At 35.5% G+C, this 22,224-nt stretch carries 14 protein-coding genes and 1 pseudogene; 8 read left to right on the top strand and 7 right to left on the bottom strand.

Annotated elements, in window-relative coordinates:
* The first annotated feature begins 202 nt into the window (after positions 1 to 202).
* From JOC34_RS12420 to tagH, 6 genes and pseudogenes are all read left to right on the top strand, one after another.
* Positions 203 to 3,442 (top strand): N-acetylglucosaminidase, encoded by a 3,240-nt coding sequence (locus JOC34_RS12420; RefSeq protein ID WP_205137087.1) that lies wholly within the window; start codon positions 203 to 205, stop codon positions 3,440 to 3,442.
* Between the two features lie 429 nt (positions 3,443 to 3,871).
* Positions 3,872 to 5,995 (top strand): bifunctional glycosyltransferase/CDP-glycerol:glycerophosphate glycerophosphotransferase, encoded by a 2,124-nt coding sequence (locus tag JOC34_RS12415; protein WP_205137086.1) that lies wholly within the window; start codon positions 3,872 to 3,874, stop codon positions 5,993 to 5,995.
* Positions 5,996 to 6,102: 107 nt separating this feature from the next.
* A pseudogene (locus tag JOC34_RS12410) lies at positions 6,103 to 7,314 on the top strand (CDP-glycerol glycerophosphotransferase family protein); the annotation flags it as partial.
* A 41-nt stretch (positions 7,315 to 7,355) separates the two neighbouring features.
* Positions 7,356 to 8,873 carry a glycosyltransferase gene (locus JOC34_RS12405; protein WP_205137085.1) on the top strand — a complete coding sequence of 506 codons (1,518 nt, stop codon included), beginning with the start codon at positions 7,356 to 7,358 and terminating at the stop codon, positions 8,871 to 8,873.
* 142 nt (positions 8,874 to 9,015) lie between these two features.
* Complete coding sequence (locus tag JOC34_RS12400; RefSeq protein WP_205137084.1) at positions 9,016 to 9,837, top strand: ABC transporter permease; 822 nt, start codon at positions 9,016 to 9,018, stop codon at positions 9,835 to 9,837.
* Between the two features lie 14 nt (positions 9,838 to 9,851).
* Positions 9,852 to 11,198, top strand: coding sequence for a teichoic acids export ABC transporter ATP-binding subunit TagH (gene tagH / locus JOC34_RS22310; protein WP_205137083.1), 1,347 nt, complete (start codon positions 9,852 to 9,854; stop codon positions 11,196 to 11,198).
* A gap of 104 nt (positions 11,199 to 11,302) precedes the next feature.
* On the opposite strand, the gene JOC34_RS12390 is transcribed toward tagH, so the two are convergent.
* Genes JOC34_RS12390 through JOC34_RS12375 form a run of 4 tightly spaced genes read right to left on the bottom strand, consistent with a single transcriptional unit; the run spans position 11,303 to position 15,303 of the window.
* Positions 11,303 to 12,229 (bottom strand): glycerophosphodiester phosphodiesterase, encoded by a 927-nt coding sequence (locus JOC34_RS12390; RefSeq protein WP_205137082.1) that lies wholly within the window; start codon positions 12,227 to 12,229, stop codon positions 11,303 to 11,305.
* A gap of 18 nt (positions 12,230 to 12,247) precedes the next feature.
* Positions 12,248 to 13,558 carry an ABC transporter substrate-binding protein gene (locus JOC34_RS12385; RefSeq protein WP_205137081.1) on the bottom strand — a complete coding sequence of 437 codons (1,311 nt, stop codon included), beginning with the start codon at positions 13,556 to 13,558 and terminating at the stop codon, positions 12,248 to 12,250.
* 24 nt (positions 13,559 to 13,582) lie between these two features.
* A complete protein-coding gene (locus JOC34_RS12380) occupies positions 13,583 to 14,392 on the bottom strand; it encodes a carbohydrate ABC transporter permease (RefSeq protein WP_205137080.1) in 810 nt (269 codons plus the stop codon).
* On the bottom strand, positions 14,389 to 15,303 hold the full coding sequence (locus JOC34_RS12375; protein WP_239544342.1) for a carbohydrate ABC transporter permease: 915 nt from the start codon (positions 15,301 to 15,303) through the stop codon (positions 14,389 to 14,391). Before JOC34_RS12375 ends, JOC34_RS12380 begins: the two co-directional genes overlap by 4 nt.
* A 349-nt stretch (positions 15,304 to 15,652) precedes the next feature.
* Between JOC34_RS12375 and JOC34_RS12370 the strand changes: the two genes are divergently transcribed.
* Positions 15,653 to 17,038 carry an outer membrane protein assembly factor BamB family protein gene (locus JOC34_RS12370; protein WP_239544341.1) on the top strand — a complete coding sequence of 462 codons (1,386 nt, stop codon included), beginning with the start codon at positions 15,653 to 15,655 and terminating at the stop codon, positions 17,036 to 17,038.
* Between the two features lie 80 nt (positions 17,039 to 17,118).
* Here JOC34_RS12370 and JOC34_RS12365 read toward each other — a convergent pair whose 3' ends face one another.
* Positions 17,119 to 17,838: a glycerophosphodiester phosphodiesterase gene (locus JOC34_RS12365; RefSeq protein WP_205137079.1), complete on the bottom strand. Its 720-nt coding sequence runs from the start codon at positions 17,836 to 17,838 to the stop codon at positions 17,119 to 17,121.
* 257 nt (positions 17,839 to 18,095) lie between these two features.
* Here JOC34_RS12365 and JOC34_RS12360 point away from each other — a divergent pair, with 257 nt between their 5' ends.
* Positions 18,096 to 18,956 carry an Ltp family lipoprotein gene (locus JOC34_RS12360; RefSeq protein ID WP_205137078.1) on the top strand — a complete coding sequence of 287 codons (861 nt, stop codon included), beginning with the start codon at positions 18,096 to 18,098 and terminating at the stop codon, positions 18,954 to 18,956.
* Between the two features lie 638 nt (positions 18,957 to 19,594).
* Here the strand turns inward: JOC34_RS12360 and JOC34_RS12355 are convergent.
* Both JOC34_RS12355 and JOC34_RS12350 read right to left on the bottom strand, forming a co-directional pair.
* The gene (locus tag JOC34_RS12355) at positions 19,595 to 21,004 is read right to left on the bottom strand and encodes a lipopolysaccharide biosynthesis protein (protein ID WP_205137077.1); all 1,410 of its coding nucleotides are present in this window, start codon (positions 21,002 to 21,004) and stop codon (positions 19,595 to 19,597) included.
* A gap of 126 nt (positions 21,005 to 21,130) precedes the next feature.
* The gene (locus JOC34_RS12350) at positions 21,131 to 22,213 is read right to left on the bottom strand and encodes a polysaccharide pyruvyl transferase family protein (RefSeq protein ID WP_205137076.1); all 1,083 of its coding nucleotides are present in this window, start codon (positions 22,211 to 22,213) and stop codon (positions 21,131 to 21,133) included.
* Positions 22,214 to 22,224 lie beyond the last annotated feature (11 nt).

Raw genomic sequence — 22,224 nt, 5'->3', positions numbered from 1 at the left:
ACTATAAATGGATATTTATTAATACAGGTATTTTTCCCCAGAGGCTATCAAATTTATTATATAAAAACATAAATTGAGCTAAATTTTTATTAGTCTTAGCCGATATAAGAATTACCTATCCTATGATTGGATTTATATTATTGTGAAAGGAGTTACTAGATTAAAAGATGTGGTATTAAACAAATAAACTCGGAGGTTATCAATGAGAAAAACAGCTATTTTCTTAATCGTTTTATTGACTTTTAGTTTAATTAGTCCGTATGTTGCTTTGGCAGAAGATGAAAAAGCAAAAACTGATACATTAAACCCGCAATTGGAAGAGATGGATGAAGATCAAGAGGAAATTTCAATTGAAGAAAGTGAAGAGAGCTTATTGGGGCACATAACTGATGCAAACGTGAAGGTATACGAAGACCTCAATGATTTATCTCTTTCAGAAAAAGTTGAAAGTAACTATATGGATAAGGTCTATTACATAGCGAAACAAGCCAAGATAGACGATCAACTCTATTATTTGATCAGTAATGAAGAAAGTGATGAAAAAGGTCAAGTTGGTTGGATAAAGTCGCAAGATTTGGAGATACAGTCTTTTGTAATAGTAGATGAGGAGGAAAAAACGCTTTTTATTAATGGTTCTGGCGAAGCATATAATAATGCTTGGGGCGGCAAAGAAGATATAGTATATGACCTTGCAGAACTTGAAAACGTGGAGTTTAATATTGATATTACCCAAAAGGTTGGGGGCGATACGTGGTATCGTGGAATATTGAATGACGAAACAGTATGGATTCAAGCAAGTAACTTAAAAGAAGATGATGATTCAGAGAACCAACAAGATGGTGAAAATGCGGAGTCAGATACACAAACAGATGACAGTGATAGTGTAGATGAACCAGAGAAGTCTAATGAAATTAAAGATGATGAACAACAAAAATCCGCGGCTTCAGATGATGAAAATATGGAGTCAGATACACAAACAAATGACATTGTAGATGAACCAGAAACATCTAATGAAATTAAAGATGATGAAGTTAAGAAAGAGTTTCAAGATGATGCGCAAACAGAAGAAGATGAAACAAATTCTAATAGTGTGAAGTCTGATGCAAGATTATTCATGCGATCAACTGTTGCTGTAGCGCAAGAAAGTAAAACTAGCAAACTAGGTCATATTCGCAGCACTAATGTGGACATTTATCAAAATATTAATGATTTATCCGCTTCAAAAAAGGCTGGAGATAAGTTCATAAATGCAGTCTATTATATTAAAAAGCAAGCGAAAGTAAATAATCAAAGTTATTACCTGATTAGTACCGAACCAAGTAGTACCAAAGGTGTAGTAGGTTGGGTGAAATCACAAGATTTATCGTCCCATTCTCACGTAGGAGTCGATAAAAAAACAAAGATTTTCACTGTGAAAGGCTCTGGAAATGCCTATAATACTGCTTGGGGCGGCAATAAAAATCTGGTTTATAACCTTTCGAAATATAAGAACCAAGTCTTTAATGTACATTTAACTGAGAAAGTAGGAAATAATACCTGGTATCGTGGCACCTTGAATGGGAAAACGGTATGGATTCATTCAAGTTATCTAAACATCGTAAAAGAGAGTAAAACGAGTAAACTAGGTCATATTCGAAATTCAAAAGTTAAGATTTATAAAGATATCGGTAATGAATCTACCGTCCTAACTGCAGGGAGTAAGTACACAAACGCAGTTTATTATATTAAAAAGCAAACGAAAGTAAATAATCAAAGTTATTACCTGATTAGTACTGAACCAAGTAGCACGAAAGGTGTAGTAGGATGGGTAAAATCACAAGATTTATCGTCTCATTCCCATGTAGGAGTCGATAAAAAAGCAAAGATTTTCACTGTAAAAGGCTCTGGAAATGCCTATAATACTGCTTGGGGCGGCAATAAAAATCTAGTTTATAACCTTTCGAAATACAAGAACCAAGTCTTTAATGTACATTTGACTGAAAAAGTAGGAAATAACACCTGGTATCGTGGTACGTTGAATGGAAAAACGGTGTGGATTCATTCAAGTTATCTAAACACCGTAAAAGAGAGTAAAACGAGTAGATTGGGTCATATTCGTAGCGGGGCAAAAATTTATAAGAACATTGGTGATGAATCCTCGTCAATGAATTCTACTAAATATTTAAATGCAGTATATTATATTAAAAAACAAGCAAATGTAGGTAGTCAACTATATTATTTAATTAGCACGGAACCAAGTAGTACGAAGAATGTAGTAGGTTGGGTTAAATCCCAGGATTTGTCCACTCATCCTCATGTGGGTGTAGATAAGAAAGTTAAAACGTATTATGTAAAAGGAACAGGTAAAGCCTATGATACAGCTTGGGGCGGAAGTGAAAATTTAGTATATAATCTTTCACAATACAAAAGTAATACTTTTAAAATACACTTAACTGAAAAGGTAGGAAACAACACTTGGTATCGCGGAGTATTAAATGGAAAGACTGTGTGGATACATGGATCATATCTTTCTAAGTCGCCATTAAAAGAAGTTATAAACACATATACAAATTATAATTTAACTTTAAATAGGATGGCTGATATTCAAATGGCTGTTAATCCTCAAACAGATAAAAGATATGAACTTTGGATAAGAGAAGATGCTTTGAGTATTAAAAATGGAAAAGGTACGGTAAATGGAGATAATTGGAATCTAAGGAGAGGCCCTGGTACGAATTATTTAACTGGAGGAAAGGTTAATAATGGAACAGTACTAACCTTAAAAGCAAATAGTAAAGGATCGGATGGATACACATGGTATTATGTGAGAGATACATCTGGTTGGGTAATCCCTGATACAAATGATTTGAAGTATTATATAAATCCTTCAAATTTCACAAGCAATCTTAAGAACTCATTACAATTCTTGAAATTGTCGGAGAGCGCCAATATTAATGTAGTAGAAATTAATGAAAAAATACTTAAAGGCAAAGGAATTTTAGCAGGCAGAGCTCAATCTTTTGCTGACGGTGCTAATAAGTATGGTGTCAATGAAATATATCTCATTTCACATGCTTTGCTAGAAACAGGAAACGGTTCTTCGAAACTAGCAACTGGAGTGAAATATAACGGAAAAACAGTATACAATATGTATGGAATAGGAGCCAATGATAGTTGTCCATTGGAATGTGGCTCAAAGTATGCCTATGATGCTGGATGGTTTACACCAGAATTGGCAATTAAAGGCGGAGCTGAATTTGTAGGTAAAAATTATCTTGGAGTAGGGCAAGATACTCTGTATAAAATGCGTTGGAATCCATCTTCTGCGGCAAGTAATGGCTATGCTACCCATCAATATGCTACAGATATTGGGTGGGCAAGCAAGCAAACAACAAGAATGTATGAATTGTATAACCTATTAGATAGTTATAATATGGTTCTTGACATTCCAGAATATAAATAGATTACTAGTAAAAAAATGCACCTTACACCCATAAAAACAATGGGTGTAAGGTTTTTCTTATAAAAAAATGCTGCAAATCGCTTGTTGGGAGGTTTTCCAATTCCTCCTAAATACAAGTTCAAGAGCCTACCGATCAGCAAAATTCTGTTGGTTGCTGGCAACGACCGAACGGAATAATTAGCATTATCCCGTTCAACTGCTGAATACTTGCAATAGAGAGGTGACGATGATAAAGGAAGAGTGAATATAATAGTAATAGAGAATAAGTTAATCAAAATATGACAATAATAAGTATACAAGGATGTTCTATAATTAATGTACTATTTCAGAGCGATAAAATGTTACTTTCAAGTTTATAATGAAGCTTTTAATAATATATGATATAATGAGTTGGATTATTTTTTACATGTTTTTTTAAGGAGTGCAATTATGGGAAAGATATCAGTTATTATACCAGTGTATAATACAGAAGAATATATTGAAGATTGTATGAAGTCTTTAATGAAACAAACCTATAAAGATATTGAAATACTGTTAATAAATGATGATAGTAACGAGGAATGTACGCAATTACTGAATAAAATATCTGAACAAAATAACAATGTTAAGTTATATAACCAATCAAAAAGAAGAGGCGTTGGCGCGGCCCGTAATCTCGGTATTGAAAAATCTACTGGAGATTTTATATATTTTCTTGACAGTGATGACTATCTTCCTGAGAAAACTTTGGAAATTCTAGTTAAACATATTAAGGATAATAATATGATACGGGGAAAGATGAAGACAACGAATTTTAGTAGCGGCCTTGCAATTGTATTAGATGGGTTATTTAAAGTTAAAATCTTTAAAAATAACAGATACAAATTAATAAAGAATATGTCTTCATTAAATTTCTTGTTTAGCAAAGCGTTTATATCTGATAAAAACTTATCTTTTTCCGAAAGTGTAGAGGTATATTCTGATTTGGCATTTATGATTCCAGCGTTAATGCACACAGAACAGGTGCCATTCCTTAAAGAAGCTGTATATTTCAGAAGAAGGAGAAATGATCCTGTTTCAAATCCATCATTAATTCAATATGATGAAAAGATTAAAATTGAAAGTTTTTTAGAAATATATAATGAATTGAAGGATGAAAGTCTTGATGAGTTGTCCAATGACTTTTTGGATAAACGATTCTTGAATTTCTACAGAAAAAACATAGTAACCTATTTTAAAAAGGATGACGGCGTAGAAAATATTTTTAATCAATTATCTAGTGCAATGAAGCGCGTTGACCCTAGTATAGTGAACAAATATGGTCGGATACTAAAAAGTGAAGTAAATAAATTAGTTGATGGAAAACTTGATGGATATAAAAAGGTAAGTTCAAGGCACCATCTATTACGTGATATACGTAATGGTATAAAAACTAAGAGAAAATTTTATATTCTAATGTATAGAAGACTCTTTATGAAAACGCAAATGAAGGAAAACCTGATTTTCTTTGAAAGCTTTCTAGGCAAGTCTTATTCTGATAGTCCTAAATATATTTACGAGTATATATTGAATAATAAGATGGATTATAAATGCGTGTGGAGTGTAAGAGAAAAGAAGGAAATCCCGGGGGACCCAATACAAGTCAAAAGATTTAGCTTACGTTATTACTATTATTTAGCTAGGTCGAAATATTGGGTGAGCAATATCAGATTACCTAAATCTTTAGATAAAAGAGAAGGTAACATATACTTACAAACTTGGCACGGAACACCATTAAAAACGTTAGTCTTTGATCAGAAGGATATTTATTCGGCTGACCCTAAATATAAAGAGAACTTTTATATACAGTCACGCAGATGGGACTATTTGAGTTCGCCAAATCAGTACTCTTCCGATATTTTCAGAAGTGCTTTTAAATTTGATAAGGAAATGCTTGAATTTGGTTATCCGCGCAATGATATTTTATATCAAAAAAATACCGAACAGGATATTCGGCATATTAAAGATAAATTAGGGATACCACTTGATAAGAAGACAATCTTATACGCACCAACCTGGCGTGATGACGAATTTTATTCAAGAGGAAACTATAAGTTTACATTGAATTTAGAATTAGATAAAATGCAAAAAAACCTAGGTGATGAGTATATTATTTTATTAAGAACACATTATCATATAGCGAATCAGCTGGACGTATCTGAATATGAGGGGTTTGTGTATGACTATAGTAGATATGATGATATTGCAGAACTTTATTTAGCATCTGATATTTTAATTACAGATTACTCTTCCGTGTTTTTTGACTATGCGCATTTGAAGAGACCAATATTATTTTACACTTATGATCTGGAGAAATATCGGGATCAATTAAGAGGTTTTTATTTTGATATGGAGAAAGAAGTCCCAGGTCCATTATTAATGACGACAGATGAAGTAGCTGATGCTGTTGCAAATATTGATGGTATTCAAAATAACTATAAGGAAACTTATGAAAAATTTTATAATAAGTTTTGTCAATGGGATGACGGGCATGCAGCCGAGAAAACGGTCAAAGCTGTTTTTAAGATGAATTGATATCGTGAAATATAAAACATGGATCTTAGGTGATCCATGTTTTTCTATCTATTTATTAGAAGTTGAACGAATTCAAAAGATGTATAGTATGAGGTGAATCTAGAGTGAAAATTAAGACACTTCTTATGAAAATTAAAAGAAGTCAATATGTAAAGGAAATGTTGAAGCTGCTTTTTTACGCAGCAGGTAAATTACCCACCCATAAAAAAACAATAATTTTCGAAAGCTTTTTAGGAAAGCAATATAGTGATAGTCCAAAAAGCATATATGAATATATAAAAAAAGAGTATCCAGATTACAAATTATATTGGAGTGTTGATCGGAAATATCTCAGTAATTTCCAAAAAAATGGATATAATTATCTAATTCGCTTTAGTTTAAAATGGATATATCAAATGGGGACGGCAAGGTATTGGGTGGTTAATAGCAGATTGCCTTTATGGATACCAAAACCAAAACATACAATCTATATTCAGACATGGCATGGAACTCCATTAAAGAAACTAGGGGTGGATATAAATGAGGTTCATATGCCGGGTACAAATACGAATTCATATAAGGAGAATTTCATTTATGAAGCTAGTAAATGGGATTACTTAGTATCTCCTAACGCATATTCTACAGAAATATTTAAAAGAGCATTTGACTTTAAACAGACAATTATTGAAAGTGGTTACCCTAGAAATGACATACTATACACAGACAATAATGAATTGAAGTCAAAGGGAATAAAGAATAAGTTAAATATACTTCCGGATAAAAAAATTATTTTATATGCTCCAACATGGCGTGATGATGATTATTATAGTACGGGAAATTACAGGTTTAGCTTGGAATTAGATCTGAATCAGCTAAAAGTCGAATTTGGCGATGATTTTGTTATTTTGCTTCGGATGCATTATTTAGTGGCAGAGCAATTTGATTTAAGTGTTTATAAGAACTTTGTATATGATGTGTCTTCATATAATGACATTGGTGATTTATATTTAATTTCCGATGTCTTAATTACTGACTACTCATCTGTATTTTTTGATTATGCGAATTTGCGAAGACCGATCTTGTTCTTTACATATGATATTGAAAAGTATCGAAATAAACTTCGTGGATTTTATTTCAATATTGAAGAAGAAGCTCCTGGACCGCTATTGAAGACAACTGGGGAAATTATAAGTTATTTACAGTTGATCCGAGATGATAAATATCAATTGCCTTTAACATTTGAATCGTTTTATAATAAATATTGTTATCTAGAAGATGGTAATGCATCCGAACGGGTAGTAAATCAATTTTTAGAAAAGGGAAAACTATATATTGAATGAAATAATAATTATTCATTTTATTTCTGAAAGGGGCTATAAAATTGACTAAAATTACTCCTGTGCTTCTCGTTAGATCATTAGATGTTATAAGAGGTGGAGTTACCAAGGCGTCGATAAAAAGAGCAAATGTACTAGCAAAAGAATATGAAAAGGTTATAATTGTTACAATTGTGTTTCAACAAAACCATAAGCAAATCATAAAAGAATTATATGATAAAAAGATCTTATCAAAAAATATCCAAGTAGTTAACTTTTTTGAAGATATAAAACCGAATAAAGGAAAGCCAAAAAACTCAAAAACTAAGTATAATTACCTAGTGAAAGAGAGAGGATTTGTAGAATTTCCAGTCGAAAACATGAAAGAAGAACCTTCGTATCGTTACTATGAAAATGGTTTATACACTAAATACAAACGATTTAACCAAGATGGCACTTTAAAGTTTGTAGATTATATGGATGCTGATAGATATAGGTTAAGAAGAGAAGAGTTTGATGAAAGGGGCATTTTGGTTAGAATTCGGCAAATGGATAAATTGACAAACAAATCACGATTGGATCGATATTTTGACAATAAAGGTTTTTGCTTTCTAAGTGTTCATATTAATTCCAAGACGGGTAAAGAGGGGCGTGCAGCGATCTTCAAGGAGGAACCTATTGAATTGGAAAGTTTATATGAATATCAAGAAAGATGGTTAAATTCTTTATTGAATGGCATAGCCTATCCTGTAGTCACATGTGAATTAAGAGGGTTGCATAAAATGCTGCAAGAAGTTAAACATGATAATATAAAAAAAATTGAAGTCATTCATACCAATCATATAAAAGAACCTTTCGATGATGTAAAAAATATCAAAAATAGCTATAGACAACTCTTTGAAAATACAAAAGAACTGGATAAAGTCGTATTTTTAACGAAAGAGCAAAAAGATGATGTAGAATCTGTATATGGAAAAAATGACAAATTTGTTGTAATTCCACATGCAAGTGGGGTAGATGAAAGAACAAGTAGTAAGAATAAGTTGAATTATAATTCAAAGTTAGCTGTAACCTTGGCTCGTTATCATGAAGATAAAAGATTAGATGAATCAATTAAAGCTTTTAAATTCGTAGTTGAAAAGGTACCAGAGGCTAAGTACTATATATATGGTTATGGAAACCTAAAAGGCGATCTAAAAAGTTTAATAAAAAAACTTGAACTAGAGAATAACGTATATTTAAAAAAATATACTACTGAACCAAAAGAGGCTTATCGAAAAGCCACATGTTCCATTCTTACTTCAAGGCAAGAAGGATTTGCTATGGTGATAACTGAGAGTATGTCAGTAGGCACCCCGGTGATATCATACGACACAAAATATGGACCAGAGGATATTATTGAAGATGGGGTAGATGGTTTTATAGTTCCCCAGGGTGATACTAAAAAGCTTGCTGAAAAAATTATTGAGGTCATGAAAGATAGAGATCTTCGCGATAATCTATCTGAAAATGCTCTACATGTTAATGATACATTTAGTGAAGTTAAATATAAAGAGCGTTGGCTTGATGTAATCAAAGATTAGAGTTATACATCCACTCCATCAGTAAGGCTTATCTAAAAGAGGTAAGCCTTACTATTTATTGTCTTTTATAGTGCTTGCTTGTATAATTAACATTTACATAACTAATAAATATTATATAGAATTATGGTGAAAGGATACACTCATGAAATCTGCAATTAAAGTTATTAAAGAACAAATAGATCACTTTTATTTAATAAGAAGACTCTCGCTATATGAATTAAAAAGTCAAAATCGTAATAATTATTTAGGAATGGCTTGGGAAATAATTAATCCGTCTATACAAATTCTTATTTACTGGTTTGTATTTGATACAATTAGACATAGAGACCCAATTCATTTAGGTGGAATGGAAGTGCCGTTTTTCGCTTGGCTATTAGCCGGTTTCTTTTTATGGATTTTCTTTTTTCAATCAACAATACAGGGATCAAAGTCTATTTACAGTCGATTACGTATGCTTTCAAAAATGAATTTTCCAATGAGCGTCATTCCTAACTATGTAATATTTTCGAAGTTTTATATTCATTTATTTATGTTGATTATCTCTATAATCATTTTTCAATTTATGGGTTACTTTGCTTCTGTATACTATTTGCAATTTATATATTTTATCTTTGCTGCTTTTTGTTTAATATTCTCTATATCACTTATAACCTCGACATTATCGACAATAATAAGAGATGTTCATATGTTTATAAGTTCGACATTACGAATGCTGTTATATTTATCGGGTGTATTATGGCCAATAACGATGTTAAGTGATATTCCAATTCTTATGAATTTGATGAAATTAAATCCGCTTTTCTATCTAATAGAGGGTTATCGTTCTGCATTTTTTGGGCTAGATTGGTATTTCATTGAGCACTGGCAATATACGTTGTATTTTTGGGCCTTAGTAATTGTTCTGTTCCTGTTTGGTTCAATGTTGCATGTGAAATTCAGAAGACACTTTATTGACTACTTATAAATGGTTGTGATCGTATGGAAAAGGCAATAATTGCAAGTAATATTTTTAAGAAATATAAATTATTCAACGATACAAAGGATCGTTTATTAGATTTGATTACTCATAAAAGCTATGGGGAAGACTTTTATGCTTTAACAGATGTTAGTTTTGAAGCAGAAAAAGGTGATGTGGTTGGCTTTGTCGGTATAAATGGCTCCGGTAAATCCACTTTATCGAATATTATTGCGGGAATTGTTCCCGAAACGTCTGGAACAGTCAAAGTTAACGGTCAGGTTTCTATAATTGCTGTGGCATCAGGGTTAAAGGGTGATCTTTCTGGTCGAGATAATATTGAATTAAAATTGTTGATGTTAGGATTTAATAAAGATGAAATCAAGGTACTAGAGCCTGATATTATTGAATTTGCAGAACTGGAGAAGTTTATTGATCAACCAGTAAAATCCTATTCCAGTGGGATGAAATCTCGTCTAGGATTTGCAATTTCAGTAAATGTAGATCCGGATATCCTAATTATCGACGAAGCATTGTCAGTTGGAGACAAAGCATTTGCAGAAAAAAGCTTGAATAAAATGAAAGAGTTTAAAAAACAAGGGAAGACAATGATCTTTGTCAGTCATTCAATCGGTCAAATGAAGCAGTTCTGTGAGAAGATTTTATGGTTAGAGTTTGGAAAGGTAAAAGATTATGGGACAGTCAAGGATGTTATTCCAAAATATGAAGCGTTTTTAAAACAATGGCAAAAGATGTCCAAGAAAGAAAGGGAAGCATACAGAAGCTTTGAATTAGAATTTGATGAGAAGTTACCAGACGATCCGTTAGCTGAAATAAACCAAGCGAGAATTGATAGTCATCATCCTTTTGAAAGTGATGACAATTATATAGAAGAACTAACCAGTCGTCTGGGTCATATTAAATCGGGTAGATCTTTTATTAATTCTACACTTGGAGAAACGGGAGAACAAAAGTCATCTGAAGGTTATAAGAATAATGTTTTTTATATTAAAAAGGAAGCAACTTATAAAGGTGAGTTGTATTATTTATTAAGCAATGAACCTAGTGCTAAAGATGGTGTACTAGGTTGGATAAAGGCATCACAAGTCTCTAGTCATATCCATGTGGCGATAGATAACGATTCTAAGCTTTTTTATTTAAAAGGATCTGGATCTGGTTATAGTCGTGAATGGGGGGGAAAAAAAAATCAAGTTTATGCTGACTTAGAATCATTTAAAAACAGAGAGTTCAAAGTAGATAAAACAGTGAAGGTTGGAAAGAACCTTTGGTATCGTGGCTTGTTGGACGGAAAACAAGTATGGATTCACAATAATCATTTAGAAGGAAAGGAACTTGAACAGCTAAATTAGGCAACATTTTAGTATACTAAAGGTAATTTAACATCATATACCGAAACACTATATCAAAAACTTATAGGATAAGCACATAAATATTTGCTTATCCTATAATTTTTTTAGTCTCTATTCATCTCTCCTAACACTTCATTCAACCTATCTGGATAATTCGTAAACATGCCTGTAACGCCCCATTCAATAAGCTGTTTCATATCCTTTTTTTCATTTACCGTATAAGGATGCAAAAGCAGACCAGCATCTCGCACTTTTGCAACATATTCTTTTGTTAAGTACGTATAGTTAGCGCCAATACCAACGGCATATACATTAATTTTATCGAGTTCGGTTGTAGTAATCTTGGCAGTATCCTGATAGCTAATTAACTGTATCAAAGGTATAGATGAATCTATCTCATAAACGTCATGTAAACTGGCTTCACTAAAGGATTGTATAATCACTTTCCCTTGTGGTGTATCAGGGCCAATCAGTTCATGTTTTTTTAATGTAGAAATTAACTCCTTTACCATACCTGGATATTCTTCAGGCGTTTTTGTTTCAATATAATAATTTGCCTCTTCATCAAAGTTGTCTATGATTTCATCTAAGGTTGGGATTTTGGCATGACTAAATGCTGGTTGCGCTAATTCGGGATTTTCCTCGTTGAACCACGTGCCCGCATCGAGTGTTTTAATTTCATCCAAAGTAAAGTCCTGAACGGCTCCTTCACTGTCTGTTGTTCTTGATACATCTTCATCATGCATAGCGATTAACTCACCATCTTTTGTCATCTGCAAGTCTATTTCAATATAGTCACCTATCATTTTTTCACCTGCATGATAAGATTCCAACGTATGTTCAGGCGCGTATCCAGAAGCGCCACGATGTGCAATGTTTAAAATCCGATCAGGGGAAAGCAAAGCATGATTATTCTGCTGTTGCTTCACTTTTTCGTTATCTGGCTGTTCATGAGATTCTATTGGTGTATAACTATGACAGCCCGTTAAAGTGATCATCAACAAAAGGCCAATAGTGTATATTATTCTCATTCTCGCTTTATCCTAAGGCTAATCAAGTGCGTCTTGAATCTTTGCAGCTGCATCATCAAGTGCCGCTTGTGGATCTTTACCTTCATACATTTCACCTAAAGCAGTTTCAATGATCTTTCGCGCTTCAGGCATAATGGTCGTTAATGGACCATTTGTAGCAGGGCTTGAAGTTGTGTTTTCTAATTGATCAACAGCAACCGTATATTGCGGAAATTCATCATAAACGTCTTTTAAAACGTCTTCGTCATATGCAGCGGGTGTAATCGGGAAATATCCCGTGGCCGCAGCCCATTCCGCTTGCACATCAGGGTTTGTCATGAATTTAACAAATTCCCATGCCGCGTCTTGATCTGCTTCAGATACTTGGTTCGTAATCCATAATGACGCACCACCAACAATAAGCCCCTGTGGATCCATGCCGTCTGCTACAGGCAGGTAGGCTGTTCCGACTTCGAATGGCGCATTATCAATGACCTCTGCTGTATTAGCCGTTGAATCAAGATACATCCCTACTTGACTTGCGAAAAATGGACCTCGAGGATCTTCCCAATCACTGCCATAATTCCTGAATGTCTTCGCCTTGTTCATATCGTTCAGCCAGTTAAAGACATTCAACCCTTCTTCCGAGTTAACGAGTGATGCTGTGGCGTCTCCATCCCTGCCGTTATCGTTATCCAGGTAAAGTGCACCCTGGTTAGCCATTAGCTGTTCGAAAAACCAGCCGATGGTTGCCATAGTGAAGCCATAGGTGTCCTTTCCATCGGAGAGCTTCTCTGCAGCATCTTTCATTTCACTAAATGAATTTGGCGGATTTTCCGGATCCATGCCGGCTTCTTTGAACATGTCTTTGTTATAAAACATGACTGCATTCGACGTATTAAATGGCATCGAATTTAGTTTTCCATCAATTTCATAATAGGAAGCAATATTTGGCTCTAAAATAGAAGTGTCAAAGTCATCCTTATCAACAAATTCTTGCATTGGCGTGATGAAGTCACTTTCACTCATATATTTGGTTCCAATCTCAAAAACCTGGACAATAGCTGGTGCTTCCTCTGAGCCGCCAACAGCACGTAGTTTATTTAATGATTCATCATAGCTGCCTTGAAATATCGCTTCAACGGAAACGGAATCTGACTGTTCATTAAATTTGTCTACAATTTCTTGTAATGCATCTCCATTACTGCCACTCATTGCATGCCAAAATGTAATGTTTGTTTTTCCTTCCGTGTCACCCTTGGATGAGGCGTCATCTTTGTCACTGCTACATGCTGATAAAGTGAAAACCAAGACCAACATCAATGATAAAGTGACTAATAACTTTCTCATAATACATTTTCCCCCTTCATATTTTTATCCCTTTAGCGCCCCTGCGGTTAATCCTTCTCTAATATATTTCAGCCCAATGAATAGTAGTAGGATGGTCGGTAAAAGAATCGTTACAACGGCAGCCATTACCATGTTCCATTGAGAGGAACTTTCATTTGCGATGAGCATTTTTAACCCGATTTGCACAGGGCGAACCGTATCATCGTTTGTTACCAGTAATGGCCATAGGTACTGATTCCAGGTAGTTAGGAATCCATATATTCCCAAAGCACTTAGTGATGACTTTGATAATGGTAAGGCGAATTTCAAGTAAAAACGGAACCTTGTACAACCATCCATTTGTGCAGATTCCCATAATTCTTTTGGTATCGTTAAAAAGTGCTGTCTTAATAAAAAGATGCCAAATGGTAAGGCGAAGAATGGAAATGTTAAAGCAGGATAGGTGTTGAGCCACCCAAGATGTAAGATAGTTAGAAAGTTTGGGATAATCGTAGCTTCCCAAGGTATCAGCATCGTAGATAGGAATATAAAGAAAATCAGATTTCTACCTTTAAAAGGAATGAAGACAAAAGCATAAGCAGATAGACTGCATACAATGAGTTGACCAATCATGACGATGAAAGACATCCAAAAACTTACGGTTAAAAAGTGCAGTAAGGGGATGTTTTCAAATACTTCTTTATAAGCATCGAAGTTTATCGCTGATGGGAACAACTTTCCTGCATAGATTTCCTGTGGTTCCATAAAACTAGCGGATACTGCATACAAAAGTGGAAAGAAAAGTATCAGGCTTGAGATGATTAAAAGTGTGTATAATAAAAGTTTCTTCATCATTGATAATGCACCTTCTTTTCTCCAACCCTAAACTGTATGAAGGTTACGATTAATATGACTAGAAATAAGATGATTGCTTGTGCGCTAGCAAAACCAAAATTACCATAGGAGAAGGCCTCTTGATAAATAGAATAAACAATAATATTCGTTGAGCCAGCAGGTCCACCGCCAGTTAGAATATCAATTTGTCCAAATGTCTGGAAAGACCCTATCACTGCAATAATCGTTACAAAAAATAATACGGGTGACAGCATCGGTATGGTAATCTTAACTAATCTAGCCCAGTAGCCTGCACCATCTATTTTGGCGCTTTCGTATAATTCAGCGGAGACATTTTGAATACCGCCTAATAAAATAATGAAGTTTATTCCAATGTGCATCCAGATGGTTGTGATGGCAACGGCGAATAACGCCCATTTGGAGCTTGTTAACCATTCCACACCGTCGATGCCAACAAATCCTAGAATGTTATTCAATACACCAAGTGATGGATGGAATAAAAATAAGAATATAGTAGCACCTGCCGCAACAGATACACCTAAAGTGGATGAGAAGATGGTTCTGAAAATACCGATTCCTTTTAGCTTTTCACTTGCAATCACGGCAAAAAATAATGCAATAATGATTTCCGCGGGTACAGTATAAAGCACAAATAAAAAGGTACCAATCATGCTTTTTCTGAATTCTGCTGAATGCAATAGTTTCATATAGTGATCCCATCCAACAAAATCTTTGACCAAACCGCCACCTGTAACCTCATTGAAACTAAAATAAAATGTTTTAATCATTGGATAAAAGAGAAAGACACCTAAAAGAATGAGTGCTGGTAAAAGATATAAAATGCCAATGCCAAATAGCTTTTTTTCATTATGAATACCAAGCTTTTTGCTTTTTACATATTTTTTAACCAAACTGTAATTACACCTCTTTTAAATTGTATTCTAAGGCAGCCGTAATTAGATCATCCCCTTAAATGAAATTAAATTTTCAACTGGTATGCCTATTTATTGTGTTTTAAATGCGCATGTCAACTAATCAATAGATACATTAACTTACGCAAAATATGAACCAAATATGAAAGTTTTCATAAATGTGGATGGATATTAACCTTTAGAAGATGAGAAACGCTAAAAAGTCACAAAGCAATTTGAATAGAAACCTAAGTTCTACCTATTGCACTCAAATGACGTTACTTTAAAATAATTGAAAAATTTGATAGAGTAAGGTTACTAAATATGCGTATTACATAGAGGTGAGGTATTGTTCAAAAGAAATAATGTACTTTTTATTGCTGTTTTTATATTATCTATGTCTCCTTACATTGTGTCTGCGGACAGCTTTGGTCCTGAAGAATGGCACCAATATCGAATGCAAAGTGATAAAAATGCTGTATTTGATAACGGTTCTGAGCCGTTAACATATCAAACTTATGAGACTACAGACGAAGTAAGAGCGACTCCAGTAATTGTTGGTAATAAACTCTTTATTGGAAACCATGAATCGGGCGATTTACATGCGTTTGATGTACATAGTGGTGAACAGTTATGGGAAAATCAGGCACCAAACTGGATTCATTCAGAAATGATTTACCACAATGGAAAAGTATATGTTGGGTTTGGGAATCGCTTCTTTCGCGAAGACGGCATACGTGGTACAGGTGAAAATGGCGTTATGGCATTAGATGCAGATTCCGGTGATATCTTATGGAAATATAATACGGATGGTGAAGTGATGCCTACGCCAGCCTATCATGATGGGGCAGTATATATTGCAACAGGCGACAGAAACCTATTCAAATTAGATCCCGACACAGGTGAAGTACTGCATCAAGCATATATTGGTTCAACGATAAGTATGTCTGCACCGAATATCACGGAAGATACACTTTATGTTGGAGGAGGGGCACCAGAACCATATACTTTTTCCGCCTATGATTTGGAAAATGATGATTTTAAATGGCAGACAGAAATACCGGAAGCCTATGCAGGGCTTGATGATGTTCCACCAGCAACGAGTGATAATCTTGTCGTTACAACAGCACTGGAAAAGGCAGGGGATGGTGAAAACGCCGAACATTTCATGTATGCAATGGATACAGCATCTGGTGAAATCGTTTGGAAAGAAAGTCTTGGCGTAGGGGAAGATGTTTCCAATAATAGATCAGGTGCACCTATGATTTATGAAGGAAATATTTATGTGGGTAGTCCGATTACGAAAGCATTCTATGCATATGATTTGAAAACTGGCGAGAAGCTGTGGGAATTTGAAGATGAGGTGATGAAGGCTCCTCCAGTTGCCCAAGACGGTATTGTTTATTTTTCTAATACAAAAGGGTTTGTTTATGCATTGGATGCTGAAACAGGTGAACAGCTTGGTGAAAAGAAATTAAATGGTGTACTGGCCCCAGCCGGACCTATCATTGTGAATGACACGTTATTTGTAGGCAGTCAGGATTCTAATGTCTATGCAGTTCCTTTAACAGATTTCGAGCAGGAACAGGGTGATGAATCCGACGTTTATGCGGATGAGAGACATAGTGAGGGAACTGAAAAAGATAGTAATCTAGTTCAATATATGGTTTTGGGTGTACTTGTATTTTTATTAGCTATTGTTATTTATATGATGATGCGAAAACGAAGAAGATAGAGGTTGTTAGGTAAATAGATCGCAATTTAACTTATATTTATGAAGTTAAGAAGAAGGAAGCCTTGCGCCCGCAAGGCTTCTTAAACGCTCGTAAATATCTCCGGCACATTTGAAAACACACCATCTACACCATAATCCACTAATTCCTCATACCGCTCCAACGTGTTCACCGTATACGGATAAACCTGATACCCTGAAGCCTTACAATTCTTTACAAAGTCTCGATTGGTATACACATTGTTAGGGTGTATGCTCGTAATGTTTAACCCACTGTTTTTCGCGTAATCCCATGCGTTTAAAATGCGATAGTAAAATAACATTCCCAGTGGCATGCTGGGGGTGATTTCCTGTACCTTTTGTAGTGCGACATGGTCAAATGAAGAAATGATGACGTGCTCCATGCGTTGATGGTCTGATAGACATTGGAGTAATAGGTATTCAATGTCGTCATAAATCACGGGAATATTTTTAATTTCGATATTTAATAACAGATCCTTTGGACAAAGTTCCAATACTTCATCAAGCGTTGCTAGGGTGGTACCTGTAAATGCATCACTAAAAGAGCTTCCAACATCGATTTGTTTAATTTCTTCTAATGTAAAATCTTTGATTAGGCCAGAAACATCTTTGTTAAAGCGCGATATTTTATGGTCGTGACAAATGATCAATTTGTTATCTTTAGTTAATTGTACATCTAATTCAATTGCCTTTGCGCCATGGTCAATGGCCTTTTGGAATGCCGGGATCGTATTCTCTGGTGCTTCTGTTAATGAGCCACGATGGGCGAAATTGATTGTCAAATGAACTCACTCCAATCCATGAATAGGTAAATGATAACATAATTATTTATACTTCGGGTTATGAAGATGAAAGCAAATTGATTACAGTCATAAGAATGCACCAATGTTGACATACTCTTTAACACTGAATGACAAGTGGTTACCACCCATATCTTTCTAATGATTAAGGTTAAAAAGTCATAGGTATTTTGAATTACAAATGATATAATTGTTTTACTAATGAGCACTGTATAATTATATTATGAGGGGGATAAGGGATGGAGAATTTATTTTTAATATTATTTTTAATATCTTTTTTGGCATTACTGATAGGTTTAATTAAACCTAATATTGTTTTAAGCTGGCTTCCTAAAGCGAAAAGAAATAGGAAGTCTGTGGCGATGTATTTTGGGATTGCTGTAGTAGTATTTTTCATTTTATTTGGAGCAACTGTACCACCTACAAATGAAAGTGCTGATAATAACGATCAAGTAGAGCAAGAGAAAGAAGAGGAGAAGAAAGCAGAAGAAGAGAAGGCTAAGCGAGAAGAGGAGAAGAAAGCAGAGAAAGAGAAGGCTAAGCAAGAAGAGGAGAAGAAAGCAGAGGAAGAGAAGGCTAAGCGAGAAGAGGAGAAGAAAGCAGAGGAAGAGAAGGCTAAGCAAGAAGAGGAGAAGAAAGTAGAGGAAGAGAAGGCTAAGCAAGAAGAGGAGAAGAAAGCAGAGGAAGAGAAGGCTAAGCAAGAAGAGGAGAAGAAAGCGGAAGAAAAGAAAGCTAAGCAAGAAGAGGAGAAGAAAGCGGAAGAAGAGAAAGCTAAGCAGGAAGAGGAGAAGAAGGAGAAAGAAGATACAGAAACGAAGTCACAGCAACAAGCAGTAAAAATGGCGGAAGATTACTTAAATTATACTGCATTTTCAAATAGCGGATTAATAGAGCAGTTAGAATTCGAAGGTTTCGATAATCAGTATGCTACTTATGCAGTAGAAAGAATCGATGTCGATTGGAAAGAACAAGCAGTAAAAATGGCGGAAGACTATTTAGATTATACTGCATTTTCAAAAATCGGATTAATAGAACAATTAAAATTTGAAGGATTCAGTGATGAGATTGCTACTTATGCTGCGAATGAAGTAGGTCTATAAAGAATATTGAACAAGCACAAAGTAAAAGCTCACAATTGTTTTGTGAGCTTTTCAAGTCTTTACTCATTCATTTGCTAATCAATAAAAATTTGTTTTATTAATAACCCTTGAGAGAAGATGCTGACAAAACCTGGTTTAAGATATGTAAATGTGAAGAATAACCAAATAACATTCAGAAAACCGGCTATTTAAATGAATATGTTATTTCATTTTTTTGCAAGACCGCATTGCACAGCAGTATAAAGAGACTGTCGCAATCTTATCGCCGATTCCCGGTATGGAAATCCATATTCTTCAAAAGACTGCGGTAGCGCATTTATCTCACTTTTTAATTTAGATAGATGTTCTTGATATTGGAAAAGCATATGAATGTACATACGCAAACTAACAGGTTGACTACGACTAACACGAGATTGAAAGGATTGCGTCTAGTTGTTTCTCTTAGTTGAAAGGCTTTATGCAAAAACCACGTTTGAATCTCCGAAGGATCCGGGGATGAGCGCTGAACCTATCCACCTAATCGCCGAAGGATCCGAGCTGAGCGCTGAACCATACGACCTAAGCGCTGAATCTCAATCCGCGAGCGCCGATGAAAGGCTTGATAGTCAAATTATTGGAATGGTATTGCGGTTTTATATTTATTTCGGTTTGACGCGATACGTTGCGAAATGATGCCATATTAATTTGAGTAGTTTCCAGTTATACCAGATAAAAAGAAAAATACTCAAGCAAATGCTGACAGCCAAGCCGACTTGATTGAAAATAAATGGGATGATAATGGCGATGATCATCAGAAGTGATAATATAACCATATCTTGGTAATGGATCTTTATTACAAAATAATGCTTGGCGGAAAACACGCGAATGAGCCATGTAACAAGAAAGGCGGTGAACGTGGAAATCACCACGGCATACAATCCGATCGTTTTGATAAAAACAACATTGAACAAAACGTTTACAAGCGCACCGATGACTGACGTGATGAAAATAATGTTTGTTCTTTTTGCTCCATGGTAACCTGCAGCCCAAAATAGTGCGCATGCATTAAACAGTGTACCGAGCAACAAGATGCCAATATATTTCCAAGCGCTGTAAAAGGTGTCGGCTATCATCACCGCTAATACAGGCTTTGTTATTAGTGTCAGACAAATCACAGTGGTTGCCATTAATCGGAAAAAATGCCGGAAGACGTTGGAATAATAGTCATTTTTATCTTTGGAATCAAATTCTAAAATAGCGCTATCCTTCCATGCAAGCAGGAATACAGTATTAATCATCAAGAGGATTGCTGGAATTTTATTTGCTACGGCATAAATACCATTGGCGTCCATACCTAAATAGATGGTAATAAAATATCTGTCCGACATCGTCATGACCCACCAACTCGCAGCACCGGGAATGATTGGAATAGAATAAACAAGGAAGGATTTTAGTCTGGTTTTCGAATAAGCGCTGAGGGCGATATACTGGCTAAATTGCATGGCCTTCCAAGCATAAATAATTACAGCCATGGCAGCGATGATCGAAGCATAGAAAAAAGCTTCGATTCGGAAGGCGAAAACAAAGATAAACAGCAGAATGAAGGCAACCATAATGACGGTTTGGATGATGCCAATGAGTGCAAACAGCTTGTTAAATCCCAACCCACGCGCGCACTGTTGTATAAAGCTGCTGAAGACAGTTGCATTGATATAGATCAGTGCTAGCCACCCGAATGGGATGGAAACAATCAGAAAGACAACAATCGCGAGCAAATTAAAGATAATCAAGTTTCGAAAGATCGTTACGGCTCCGGTTGTGATGATGCTTTTTTTATTTTCTGTTTCGTTCTCCTCGAGCAGCCACCGGTAGACGGCGGAGACCAGCTCGAATGTAATAAACGGCGCTAGTAGGGTAGCGGTTGTGACAACGAGATCCCATAGGCCGTATTCTGCAGGTGTGAAGTAATGGGTGTACAGCGGCAGCATGAGGAACATGATGATTTTAGAACCGAAATTCGCTACACCATATAACATGGTATCCTTCATTAATTTCTCGCCATTCGCCATAAATTGTCTACCCCTTTTAGAAAACTTGGCTTATCGCCAAGCCTTTGTTGCACTTACGACGCACAGGACGTGCTAGTATTGACGTTGCGAAACCAGTGAGCGGAAAGAAATAGGATTATACTTTCTTTACTGCAAAAAAGCGTCTAACTTCAAAAACTGCTTGGCTGCATTGTTAACTTGTTTTGAGACATCGATTGGATCCGTCTGTAAATGATTAAATACCTGTTCAGCCGCGAGTTCTTCCAACTGAGTGAAGTCCTTTGTGCCTCCATTGAATGCGATATCCTCGAGTACATGGGTCATTTTGTCACTATAAACAATCGGGAAGACGGGTTTATGGAATACCCAGCCAACAATCATTGCATGGAACCTTGTTGCTACAACACATTGGGAGCGGGCGATGATTTTTAGTGTTGCTTCTATATTTGTCCGATAAAAATGTTTGCTAATATGCTCCATATAGTCGGCTGGGATGCCTTGCGCGATCTTTTCGATTGCTTCATCATCTTTCTCCGCTTCGCAAAAGGATATGAATATCACGTGGTAGCCTTTCGTGATAAAATAAACCGCAATCTCCCGCATTTTTTGGTAGTAGAGCGCATCATATCCTGATAGGTGTTTGCGAATGGACGGTTTGATGACTGAGATGACAATGGATTTATCCTCCTGGGCCGTGTCCATTTTATCCAATTGGAATCCGATATCATCTGCCTTGCGAACATTGTTCAGGTCTTTAAATAAATCATAGGAATGCTGTTCCCGGAAACAGATATCGGTGTAGCTTTGAAATATTTTCTTATGCTGACGATAGAAATCTGCCTCTACGTATGGCCCAAAGTTTGCTCCCAATAGAAAAAAGGGCTTCCCCTTAATGCTTATTGCTTTCGTTGTCTGAACGTTTTCCTGCCAATCGGCCTGTTGCATGAACAGCGAACCGCCAACATGTACGGCTGCATCGCATCCATTTGCCAGTAGCCGATAGTAGAAGGGCTCGAGCTGTAACTTTTTAAAGATATAACGGATCCCGCGGGCAAACAGTGTGTCACTTGGATGGATGCGGATATTTTCCAATTGCTTGAAAGTGTGTTTGTATGCTTTAGGTGCATGTAAGATAAAGGTTGTATCCGGGTAACGCTGACATAGCGTATGAATCAATAAATCATCCCCGAAATTGAACCGGGTATATGCGTAAATCATGACCTGTTTCATCTGCTCCGCCC

Source organism: Virgibacillus halotolerans, assembly GCF_016908515.1.
Taxonomy (GTDB): Bacteria; Bacillota; Bacilli; order Bacillales; family Amphibacillaceae; genus Virgibacillus_M; species Virgibacillus_M halotolerans.
Note: the sequence above shows the minus strand (reverse complement) of the source record. Positions and strands in the feature narration are given on the sequence as shown.

Excerpts from the sequence above, each read along its gene's own strand:
- JOC34_RS12400 (WP_205137084.1), top strand. The coding sequence starts at position 9,016 with ATGAAATCTGCAATTAAAGTTATTAAAGAACAAATAGATCACTTTTAT.
- JOC34_RS12415 (WP_205137086.1), top strand. The coding sequence starts at position 3,872 with ATGGGAAAGATATCAGTTATTATACCAGTGTATAATACAGAAGAATAT.
- JOC34_RS12385 (WP_205137081.1), bottom strand. The coding sequence starts at position 13,558 with ATGAGAAAGTTATTAGTCACTTTATCATTGATGTTGGTCTTGGTTTTC.
- JOC34_RS12380 (WP_205137080.1), bottom strand. The coding sequence starts at position 14,392 with ATGATGAAGAAACTTTTATTATACACACTTTTAATCATCTCAAGCCTG.
- JOC34_RS12350 (WP_205137076.1), bottom strand. The coding sequence starts at position 22,213 with ATGAAACAGGTCATGATTTACGCATATACCCGGTTCAATTTCGGGGAT.
- JOC34_RS12390 (WP_205137082.1), bottom strand. The coding sequence starts at position 12,229 with ATGAGAATAATATACACTATTGGCCTTTTGTTGATGATCACTTTAACG.
- JOC34_RS12420 (WP_205137087.1), top strand. The coding sequence starts at position 203 with ATGAGAAAAACAGCTATTTTCTTAATCGTTTTATTGACTTTTAGTTTA.
- tagH (WP_205137083.1), top strand. The coding sequence starts at position 9,852 with ATGGAAAAGGCAATAATTGCAAGTAATATTTTTAAGAAATATAAATTA.
- JOC34_RS12360 (WP_205137078.1), top strand. The coding sequence starts at position 18,096 with ATGGAGAATTTATTTTTAATATTATTTTTAATATCTTTTTTGGCATTA.
- JOC34_RS12355 (WP_205137077.1), bottom strand. The coding sequence starts at position 21,004 with ATGGCGAATGGCGAGAAATTAATGAAGGATACCATGTTATATGGTGTA.